Source organism: Aeromonas sp. QDB03, from assembly GCF_027707985.1.
In the GTDB taxonomy this organism is placed as follows: domain Bacteria; phylum Pseudomonadota; class Gammaproteobacteria; order Enterobacterales; family Aeromonadaceae; genus Aeromonas; species Aeromonas hydrophila.
This window is the reverse complement of sequence record NZ_JAPCJG010000004.1, coordinates 12614-23455: the sequence shown is the minus strand read 5'-3', so window position 1 is coordinate 23455 and position 10842 is coordinate 12614. Positions and strand designations below refer to the sequence as shown.

General features: G+C 55.8%; 4 protein-coding genes. All 4 read left to right on the top strand.

Annotated features, from left to right (window positions below; translation table 11 throughout):
- Window positions 1–20 precede the first annotated feature (20 nt).
- On the top strand, window positions 21–1349 hold the full coding sequence (locus tag PG900_RS11575) for a TolC family outer membrane protein (protein ID WP_011706511.1): 1329 nt from the start codon (window positions 21–23) through the stop codon (window positions 1347–1349).
- Window positions 1350–1507: 158 nt separating this feature from the next.
- Window positions 1508–2230 carry a transglutaminase-like cysteine peptidase gene (locus PG900_RS11570; RefSeq protein ID WP_118882257.1) on the top strand — a complete coding sequence of 241 codons (723 nt, stop codon included), beginning with the start codon at window positions 1508–1510 and terminating at the stop codon, window positions 2228–2230.
- Window positions 2231–2233: 3 nt separating this feature from the next.
- A complete protein-coding gene (locus PG900_RS11565) occupies window positions 2234–4159 on the top strand; it encodes an EAL domain-containing protein (RefSeq protein ID WP_011706510.1) in 1926 nt (641 codons plus the stop codon).
- A 265-nt stretch (window positions 4160–4424) separates the two neighbouring features.
- Window positions 4425–10808 carry a retention module-containing protein gene (locus PG900_RS11560; RefSeq protein WP_270831484.1) on the top strand — a complete coding sequence of 2128 codons (6384 nt, stop codon included), beginning with the start codon at window positions 4425–4427 and terminating at the stop codon, window positions 10806–10808.
- Window positions 10809–10842 lie beyond the last annotated feature (34 nt).

The window sequence follows — 10842 nt, the reverse complement described above, 5'->3', positions numbered from 1 at the left end:
ACAACATGACTGGAGATACCATGAAGAAGACGATTGTTGCCATGTTAGTAAGTGGCGCCGTGCTGTTCCCGGGCCTTACCCAGGCCCAAACACTGGAACAGTCAGTGGCACAGTCACTGGCTACCCATCCCAAAATCAAGGAAGCTTTTGATCTCTATCAGGCGCGACTGTATCAGCATGATGGGGCCAAAGGTGGTTACTATCCCACCATCGATCTGCGCGGCGGTGTCGGCTATGAGAAGACTGACAGCCCGTCAACTCGTGCAGCCGGTGCGAATTCGACCACCATCGATGATTCCATGACCCGTAAAGAGGCCGGTATCAGTCTGCGCCAGATGCTGTTTGATGGTTTCAACGTCAGCAGCAACGTGGCTCGTACCGATGCCGAAGCCAATGCTCAGCGTCTGGCCATGATCTCCGAGGCGGAGAATACAGCCCTGCGCGTGGCTGAGGTTTACCTCAACATGCTGCGTCAGCAGGAGATCCTCGAGCTGTCCAAACAGAACCTGGAAACTCACGAGCAGATCCGCAGCGACATCAGCAAGCGGACCGATTCTGGCTTGGGATCCACGGCAGACCAGACCCAAATTGATGGTCGTGTCGCCAGAGCCTATGCCAATCAGGCGGCTGCCGAAAACAACTACCGGGATGCCGAGAGCGAATTCATCCGGGTAGTCAATGAGATGCCAAAAGATTTGGTACAGCCGGTGCCGGATGCTCAGCTCATTCCGAGCAGCTTGGATGCCGCCTTGAAGACGGCGACCGAGGTGCATCCGACCTTGCTGTCATCCTTGCAGGATATCGAAGCCGCCAAATATCAGCATGAAGGCTCCAAGTCCGGTTTTTATCCCAACGTCACGTTTGAAGTGGATCAGAACTGGAACGAGGACATTGATGCAGTAAAAGGACGCAATGACGATCTGACCGCCATGGTGCGCATGCGTTACAACCTGTTCCGTGGTGGTTCCGATCTGGCGCAGAGCAAGGCGACGTCCGCTCTCTATTCCCAGGCGAAAGATATTCATATGAATGCTTTCCGTCAGGTTGAAGAGGGAACCCGCCTGGCCTGGAACGCCAAAGAGTCTTTGACCAAACAGAAGACCTTCCTGAAAGAGCACGTGGATGCCAGCTATGACACCGTACAGGCCTACAAGAAGCAGTTCGGATTGGGCCAGCGTACCTTGCTGGACGTACTGAACACCGAGAACGAACTGTTTGAGGCCCGTCGCAGCTACATCACGGCCGAGTACGACTCCTTGTTGGCGGATTATCGGATCCTCAATGCCACTGGCAGTCTGCTCAATGCGTTTAATGTGAAGCAGCCGGCCGATTGGCAAGCTAAACAGTAATGGAGTGCGCATCAGGTTTGATGCGGGTGAAAGGGATGGCTGCAGCCGGGCTGCCGCCATCCCTTGTCTCTGACGGCCACTTCTGGCCAGCGTTGTAACAGCCAGTGGATCTTTTGAAGATGCATGTGACTGAGCAGTATCGGGCAGGCAGTGTTGGCATGGCGTCAAGCTTCGGCTTGGTTCCGTTTTTGCGTGCGCGCTGGTTACGCTGGTCACTCTGGCTGCTGTTGGTTTCTCTGCCTTTGCTGCTTTCTGCCAGTCAGCCTCTTACCCCCGAAGATCTCAAACTGGTACAGCGGGCACAGGAAACATACGGTGTCAGAGCCGGCAAACGGGTCACGACTTGGCGTACGCTGGTCATGCAGAATCGTGCCGCGGGTCTGACAGACCGCCAGAAACTGGAGAAGGTAAACCAGTTTTTCAACCAGATGCGTTTTATCGACGACATCAAGTTGTGGCGCAAAAAAGACTATTGGGCGACCCCGTTGGAATTTTTAGGCGCGGCGGGTGGTGATTGTGAAGACTTCAGCATTTCAAAGTACTTTACCCTGCTGGAATTGGGGGTGCCGGATGAAAAAATGCGGATGGTCTATGTCAAGGCATTGGATTACAACCAGTTTCATATGGTGGTTGCTTACTATGACACGCCATCCTCAGTCCCCGTGATTTTGGATAACTTGATTGGGTCGATTCGGCCAGCCAGCCAGCGCCGGGATCTGATGCCGATATACAGCTTTAACGGTAGTCACTTGTGGTTGATGAAGGCGCGAGGTCAAGGGGAACTGGCTGGACAGTCCTCACGCCTGGGATTATGGAATGATTTACGCAATCGCATGACTTCGGGGCGATTGGCTCAGCCTGTGTTGAATTTGGATGATTAACCTATGACGCTCTACAGACAATTACTGGCCACCATGTTGATCCTGTTCGGGTTGTTGTTTGCAGCCACCTATTGGGTGCAATTCAACTCGACTCGTACCTATCTGGCGCAGCAGCAGGAAACCACAGTCATCAACACCGCCACATCCCTGGGATTGGCGTTGACACCTTATCTGGAAAATGGTGACAAGGTGGGGGCTGAATCCGTCATCCAGGCGATATTTGATGGGGGATATTATCGCTTGGTCCGTCTGGACTTGTTGGCTTCCAAGGATGTCATTGAGCAGGAAAATACCAACAATATTCAGGGGGTGCCGCAGTGGTTCATTAATTTGGGCCTGTTTCCGGAAGTATCCAACGAATCGATTCTGACCTCTGGCTGGCTGCAACTGGGCAAATTGAAGGTTGTTGGTCACCCCGGGCAAGCCTATTACGAGCTGTGGCGTGGTATGAGCGAACTGGCGAGCTGGTTTCTGATAGGTTTTCTCATCACCACCATTTTGTTGATGCGTGCGCTCAACTATTTGCTCAAGCCGCTCAAGCAGATCTGCGAGCAGGCGGTGGAGATCGAACTGCACCACTTTGGCCATGCCATTCCTGAACCCAAGACCCATGAATTGAAACAGGTGGTACAAGCCATCAATACGCTTTCCAGCAAGCTGGCCCTGCAGTTCAAGGAGCAGGCTGATGAGGCTGAAAAATTGCGGGAGCGGGTTTATGTGGATGCAGTATCCGGCTTGGGCAACCGGGCTTATTTCGTGGGGCAGGTAAACGCATGGATTGCCGAGGCGGGACAAGGCGGCGTCATGCTGGTCGCTGTCGATATGCTGGATGACCTGTACCGTGAGGAGGGGTTTGCCGCTCGCGACAACATGGTCAAGTCGATAGCACAGGCTCTGAAGGAGCAGCTGAAAGGCTGGGATGGGTCGGCACTGGCGCGGATTTCGGCCACGGAATATGCCTTGCTGTGTCCTACCGATGATCTGGCCCAGCTGAAAGATTTGGCGGAGGTGATCAACAGTCGCATTGCCGACCTGGTTGTGAACCCCATGGGTGAGGGCGGTGCACTCTCCGTTATCGGTATTGCAGGGCGCGATGGGAATGATGATTTGTCAGCGTTGCTAACCAAGGCCGACAACGCGTTGGGCAAAGCGCGTAATGAACGTCGTGGCGCAGTAGTCATGGAGGGCGGTGTTGATCAAGGATTGATGGGACGTCTGGCTTGGCGCGATCTGGTACAAGATGCCATCGCTCGGCACTTGTGGCGCTTCAAGGCGCAACCTGCCTGCAGATTTGATAACGGTGTTCGTTTGCATGCCGAATTGTTTGCCTCTATTTCTCGTGATGGCACCGATTATTTTGCAGGTCAATTCTTGCCGGCCATCGAACAGTTCAAATTGGGCGGCGAATTCGATCAAGCGATACTTGAAGCTTCTATTCCATTGCTCCAACAACAGGCGGATCTGGTCTTGGCGGTCAATATTACCGCTGGCTCGCTGTGTTCCGATGAGTTCAGAGCGTGGTTGACCGGCTATCTGACGGATCATGCCGAGCTGCAAGAACGGCTGCTGTTTGAAATCCCGGAAGCTGCCATCATGAAGCATAAAGATCATGTCACCGCCTTGGTTAAGGCCTTGCAAGAACATGGATTCCAGTGGGGGGTGGATCATTATGGACGTCACTTCCAGTCACTGGGATATCTGGAAGAGCTGGCCCCAGCCTATGTCAAGGTCGACCATGGCTATACCAGTCAGGTGATGGAGCCGGGGGCGGATACCTCCTTCCTGGCAGCAGTGTGCCGCGCCGCTCACAATGCAGGAGTCACAACCATTGCAACCCGGGTTGAAGATCAACATCAGGTTGAGCTGCTTGCCAAGTTGCATATCGATGGTTATCAGGGTTTTGTGCATCCCGCATTCCCACTGGCTTGAATCTTATCAAATCAAAAGGGGCCCATAAGGGCCCTTTTTTTATTCTAAAGATGAATAAAAATAGGTATTTTTAGGGCACCTCTCTGTTTGAGATTCGTTTGAGGCGCCACCAAGTGATTGATTTGACATTATAAAAAAGACCCTTCGATTTAATACATTGCATCCCCCCAAGACGGAACAAATCCAATACATTTTTGCAACGGATGCGAAGCGTACAGACATCTATGGTGTAGACATCGAGATCTGTCACGTTGGAGCAAAGGATATGCGCACTCAAATCATCGACAAAACGGTTGTGGTTTCTTCCATTGAAGGCAATGTTCAAATCGTGCTGGCAGATGGAAGCAGCCGCCCATTGCAAAAGGGCGAGATCCTCCAACCGGGAGCCAAGCTTAATATTGCAGATGACGCCAAACTGGTATTGGCTCCCTATGACGATTCTCCTGCTGCAGCTACTCCAGATGCTCCCGCTCATGACGCACCAGCCCCTGGTCAACCTCAAGCCCCTGATGCGGGTACTGCGGCTTCTCCTGATATCGCTGCATTGCAAAAATCAATTCTGCAAGGGGTAGACCCGACACAAAACTTTGAAGCTTCTGCTGCCGGTGGGGCACCTGCCGCCGGTGGTGGTGGCGGGATCGGTGGTGTAGCCGGTGCCAGTGGCAATGGTGGCTTTGTCACGATTGACCGTATTGGTGATGCAACTATTGCTGCCGCAGGCTTTGACACCACATATCAGACAGAGCCGGTTTTAGATACACAACAAGTAGTAGAGCCCTTGCTGGTCAATGAACTGACGGATCAGGGCGAGCAGCTGGTTGTTGCGGAAGACGGTGTATTGAATGGCAATTTGCTGGATAACACGGTCAATACCGATGGGCCGTCAGCTGCGTCGGTTCTGCTCTTCAGCTGGGGAGGCAACGCCAATTTGGCTGTCGGAACCAGTGTGACAATCGACGGGATCGGTACGCTTGTCGTCAATGGCGATGGCAGCTTCACATTCACCCCGGCTCCCAACTACGACGGTGCTGTTCCCCCTGTCGTATACACGGTTACCGATGGCACCGATACGGTCCAATCCACCTTGGAACTCACTATCACGCCAGTCAATGATCTTGCTGATCAGAGTGAGAACGTCGTGGTGACGGAGGATGCGACGGTATCGGGCAATTTGCTTGACAACACCGTCGATAATGATGGGCCTCAGGCTGCTACTGTCACCGGATTTAGCTGGGGTGGGGTTGCCAACACGACTCTGGGCACCCCCGTCACTCTGGCAGGGGTTGGTACTCTGCTGGTCAATGCAGATGGCAGTTATCAGTTTACGCCAGCCACCAATTATGACGGCCCTGTCCCGGCGGTGAGTTATACCGTCACAGATGGTACAGATTCAGTACAGTCCTTACTGACTATCACGATCACTCCTGTTGATGAGCCGGTTGAGCTTGCCGGTCTGCAGCTGGAGGGCGGAGAACTGACATTAAATGAAGCCTCATTGGCAGGAGGGAGTAATCCGAATGCCGCCGCTGTGACTCAGAGCGGTACTTTTACCTTCAGCGCAGCCGATGGTGTGCAGAGTCTGACACTGGGAGGCGTCGCCTTGGTCACCAACGGGCAAGCTGTTACAGCCTTCCCGCAAACCATTACCAGCCCACTTGGTAATCAATTGGTCGTTACCAGCATTAATTACAATCCCGTGACCGGCACGGGTAGCGTGAACTACAGCTACACCCTGGGGGGGAGTGAAACCCACACCCAACCTACCAATGACAATTCGCTCAGCGAGAGTTTCAGTGTCGTACTGGTTGATACCGATGGTGACAATACCAGTGGCAGCCTGGATGTGGTCATTCTGGATGATGTTCCCAGTGTCACCCTTACTACCAATTCTGAAGGATTGGGCGCAGTGTCCGTGGATGAAAGCCTGGTCAGCCTGGGTGGCGTTGGCACTGACGGGGTGGCCAGTGCCACCCTGAGTGCGGCCAATGTACAGGCTCAGTTCAACCCGGCCTTCGGGGCTGACGGGGCGGGCAGCATCGGCTACAGCCTGGCACTGACCGGCAGCAACGTGGCGAGCGGCCTGTATGCGGTCGATCCGGACGCGGCCAACGGGCAGGGTGCCGCCATCGTGCTCAATCAGGTGGGCAACGTCATCACCGGCAGTGCGGGTGGGGTGGACTACTTCACCCTGACCATCAACCCGAGCAGCGGGGAAGTGACCCTGGCCCTGCTGGACAACGTCTGGCACGGCGACACCACCAATGCGGATGACAGCGTGGCACTGACCCTGGGGCAGGGCGTGCTGACCCTGGTGCAGACCGTGACCGATGCCGATGGCGATAGCGCCAGTGCGGCGGTAGACCTGGGTGCCAACGGCGTGTTCCGCTTTGAAGATGACGGCCCCAGCGTGACCATCAACGCGGTGGCAGACGGCGGCATCACCCTGACCACCCAGGATGCACAGACCATCGATGCGGCCAGTGACACGGCGACCGGCAGCTTTGCGGCGGCGTTCCTGGCGGCGGCGGTGCCGAGCTATGGCGCGGACGGTGCGGGCACCACCACGGTGAGCGGCTACAGCCTGAGCGTGACTGACAGCAACAGCGGACTGACCAGCAACGGGCTGGCCATCACCCTGACCAAGGTGGGCAGCGACATCGTTGGCTCGACCACGGCTGGGGAGGTGTTCCGCATCAGCGTGGCGAGCAATGGCACGGTGACGCTGACGCAGTCGGCGGAGCTGGACCATCTGCCGGAGGACGTGGACAACAGCAACGACAACAACCTCATCAGCCTGGCCAATGGCAAGGTACTGCTGAGTGCGACCGTGACGGTGGTGGATGGCGACAACGACACCGCGACCGGGACGGTGAGTGCAGACCTTGGCGGCAACATCAGCTTCGAGGACGACGTACCGAGCGTGACCATCAACGCGGTGGCAGACGGCGGCATCACCCTGACCACCCAGGATGCACAGACCATCGATGCGGCCAGTGACACGGCGACCGGCAGCTTTGCGGCGGCGTTCCTGGCGGCGGCGGTGCCGAGCTATGGCGCGGACGGTGCGGGCACCACCACGGTGAGCGGCTACAGCCTGAGCGTGACTGACAGCAACAGCGGACTGACCAGCAACGGGCTGGCCATCACCCTGACCAAGGTGGGCAGCGACATCGTTGGCTCGACCACGGCTGGGGAGGTGTTCCGCATCAGCGTGGCGAGCAATGGCACGGTGACGCTGACGCAGTCGGCGGAGCTGGACCATCTGCCGGAGGACGTGGACAACAGCAACGACAACAACCTCATCAGCCTGGCCAATGGCAAGGTACTGCTGAGTGCGACCGTGACGGTGGTGGATGGCGACAACGACACCGCGACCGGGACGGTGAGTGCAGACCTCGGTGGCAACATCCGGTTCGAAGATGATGTACCGACAGCTAAAGACAACAGCGTCGTCATCACTGAAGCAGGGTTGCCCCCCTTCAACCTGGTGATGGTCATCGATACATCAGGCAGCATGTTGTGGCAGATCGGTACGTCGACAAATGGTTCGCCAAATCGCCTGGAGCTGGCGAAGGATGCACTAAACCACATGATTGACTCCTATGTGGCGCTGGGTGTGCCGCTGGTCTTCACGGTCATTGATTTTGCCAGTGGAGCTGTATTGATCCCGCAAACCAGTGATCCTGATGTGGCCAAGGCCAGTATTTCCGGTTTGCCGACAGATGGTGGCGGTACCAACTACAACGCACCACTCGTATTGGCGCAGAATCAACTGACGGCGGATCTGGCGAACCCCGCTTTGGCTGGGTATGAAACCAAGGTCTATTTCCTGTCGGATGGCGCTCCGAACGAGGGGAATGTCCCGGCCGGCTGGACCAGCTTTGTGAACAGCAACAATGTTGAGGTTTACGCGGTGGGGTTGAACGTCAGTGGCAATGCGACGGCGATCGCTCAGCTTGGTCTGGTGGAGGACCATGGGGATGCCGTCACGTTGGTCAACAACATCTATGACCTGGATGCCACACTCCAGGCCACCGTACCGCCACCAGCTACCGGCAATGTGATCACGGATGTGGATGCCAGTGCCGGTGTGGACAGTGTCGGTGCCGATACCCCCGTGACCGTATTGCAGGTCAGCTTTACCGTCAGCAATCCGGCCGCTTATGTCGGGGTTGCCGACAGTGTGAATGGCAATGTGGTGACCTTCCTGGTGCAAGGAGGAACGACCGGCCCCATGACTACACCTCTGGGTGGGCATCTGACCGTGAATGCGGATGGTTCCTACTCCTACACTCCGCCCAATGATGTGGCCGTCGATACACAGGAGACCTTTACCTACACCATTGTGGATGCCGATGGTGACACCTCCAGCGCTCTGTTGAAGATACTGGTGCTGGATACCACTCCGATCACGGCTTCCGTGTTCGAAGATGGCCTGCCTGCCGGTCTGCCTGGCAACAACCCAGCCCTGACCACGGTTGCAGGCTCTCTGGCCCATATGGTGGTCGACAGTATCGGCGTCAACTTCGGCGTCGGCAGTACAGCCGGTTTGCCTGCGTTGACCTCAGGTGGTGTGGCGATTACCTACAGCATCATCCACGGTGTCGGAGTCGATACCCTGGTTGCAGTGGCAGGCAGCAAACCCATCTTCACGCTGGCTGTCGAGGCTGATGGCGATTACACCTTTACCCTGCAGGGCCCGATTGATCATGCCCTGGCTGATGGCAACGACCTGGAACTGAAGGCGTTGAATCTGTCCAGTGCGATCACGGCCCACGAAGGGGTGGATAACGTGACGCTGGTTCGCGACTTCATCGTACAGGTTGAAGACGATGTGCCGGTTGTCATGACGCCTGCCATGGGGGTCATGCTGAATCAGTCCGGGGTGACTGGCATCTTCCTGCTGGATGGTGACGGTACTTTGTCCAACAACTACGGGGGGGATGGTGGTTCAATCCGGTTCGACAGCAGCTTGAATGGCAGCAGCAGTGGCATGACCTCGGGTGGTTTGCCTGTCACCTATACCCTGTCTTCGGATGGCATTACGCTGACTGCCGCAACGGCGGCGGGTACCGTGTTCATTGCCACCCTGCAGCCGGCATCCGGAACCTATCAGGTTCAGATGATTGGTGAAGTCGATGGCGGACAGACCATGATCGACTTCAGTGGTGGTGGTTACAAATTTGTCGGTGGTAATGGGCCTTGGGCAGGATTTAACACCCTGGCCAATGATAACAGCAAGGATCTGCTGCTGACAGCAATGACCAATGGGGTGGATGGCGGCACCGTCAATACGACTTCTCATACAGGTGGGATAAGTGGTGGAGCATCTGTGGGGACTGGTGAAGCTATGAGGATTGATTTTGTGATCGATCTGACCGGTTCACCGGGGAGTAGTGGGTCATATGGTGATCCTGCAACTCATGCCTTCGAAGCTCATTACGACGTCAATGGTGCTTCTGCACTGTTTACATCCATTACCAACAGTTCAAGTGTGAAATTGGTTGCCCGTCAGGATGTAGACAACGACAACGATATTGGCGATGGCAACAAGGAGTCGCTGACTGCTGTGGCAATCAGCTACAACGGTTCGACCAGGATCGTCAACATCGGTGCAGGCATGTCCCAGACCGTGGCGGTGGGCGGCAACTACTTTACGGTCAACTTTACGGATGATGATCCGGGGACTGGGGTTGCTTATGTTGCAACCGTAGCTGGTGTTGTCACCAATACCAAGTTGGCGGCCTACACGGCGGATGGTTATAACAGTCTAGAGTTCCACTATGTTGATGGTAATACCTTCAAGATTGGGGACTTCGGTTCCAGTGTTGCCACTCCTGGGATCCCGGTCAGTTTGCAGCTACCGGTCACGCTGACGGATGGAGATGGTGATGCAGTCCACAGCAACATTGGTCTTAGCCTGCTGCCGGAAGCACCGTTTACCCTGGACTACGACAATTCTGCCAGTGGTGTGAATGTGACCTTCAACAGCACGCAAGGGCACGCCATCGGGTCTGATTTCGGTGACAGCATCACGGGCAACAGTCTGGACAACATCTTGTCCGGCGGTGATGGTGATGACTTGCTGTACGGAATGGGTGGCAAGGATACTCTGGTCGGTGGCAAGGGCAACGACGTGCTCGATGGTGGCAGCGGCAACGACACGCTCTACGGGGAGGCTGGCGACGATACCCTGATCGGCGGGATTGGCAACGACATACTGCAAGGAGGCGATGGCAGGGATCTGCTGATCGGTGGTCTGGGTAGCGATACCATGACGGGGGGGGCTGGTAGCGATACCTTCAAGTGGCTTGCTGGCGATGCGGATGGCAGTACCGACAAGATTACCGATTTTACGTTGGGTAATCCGACCAGCGGTGGCGATGTACTGGATCTGTCGGATCTGCTGGTTGGTGTTCCCTCGGCAGCCAACAACAACGATCTGGCGACGGCGCTGGACAACTACTTGAAGTTTGATACTGCAACCAACAAGCTGACCATTGATACAAATGGGCTTACCAGTGGTGGTTCACAACTGACGGTACAGTTCCAGGGTAGCCTGGATCTGGATCACAGCGGTGGGCTGACGACCAACCACGACATCATCAAGCAACTGCTGGATGACGGCAACCTCAAGGTTGATCCGTAACCAGCCAAGGGGGCCGGGTAATACCTGGCCCCTG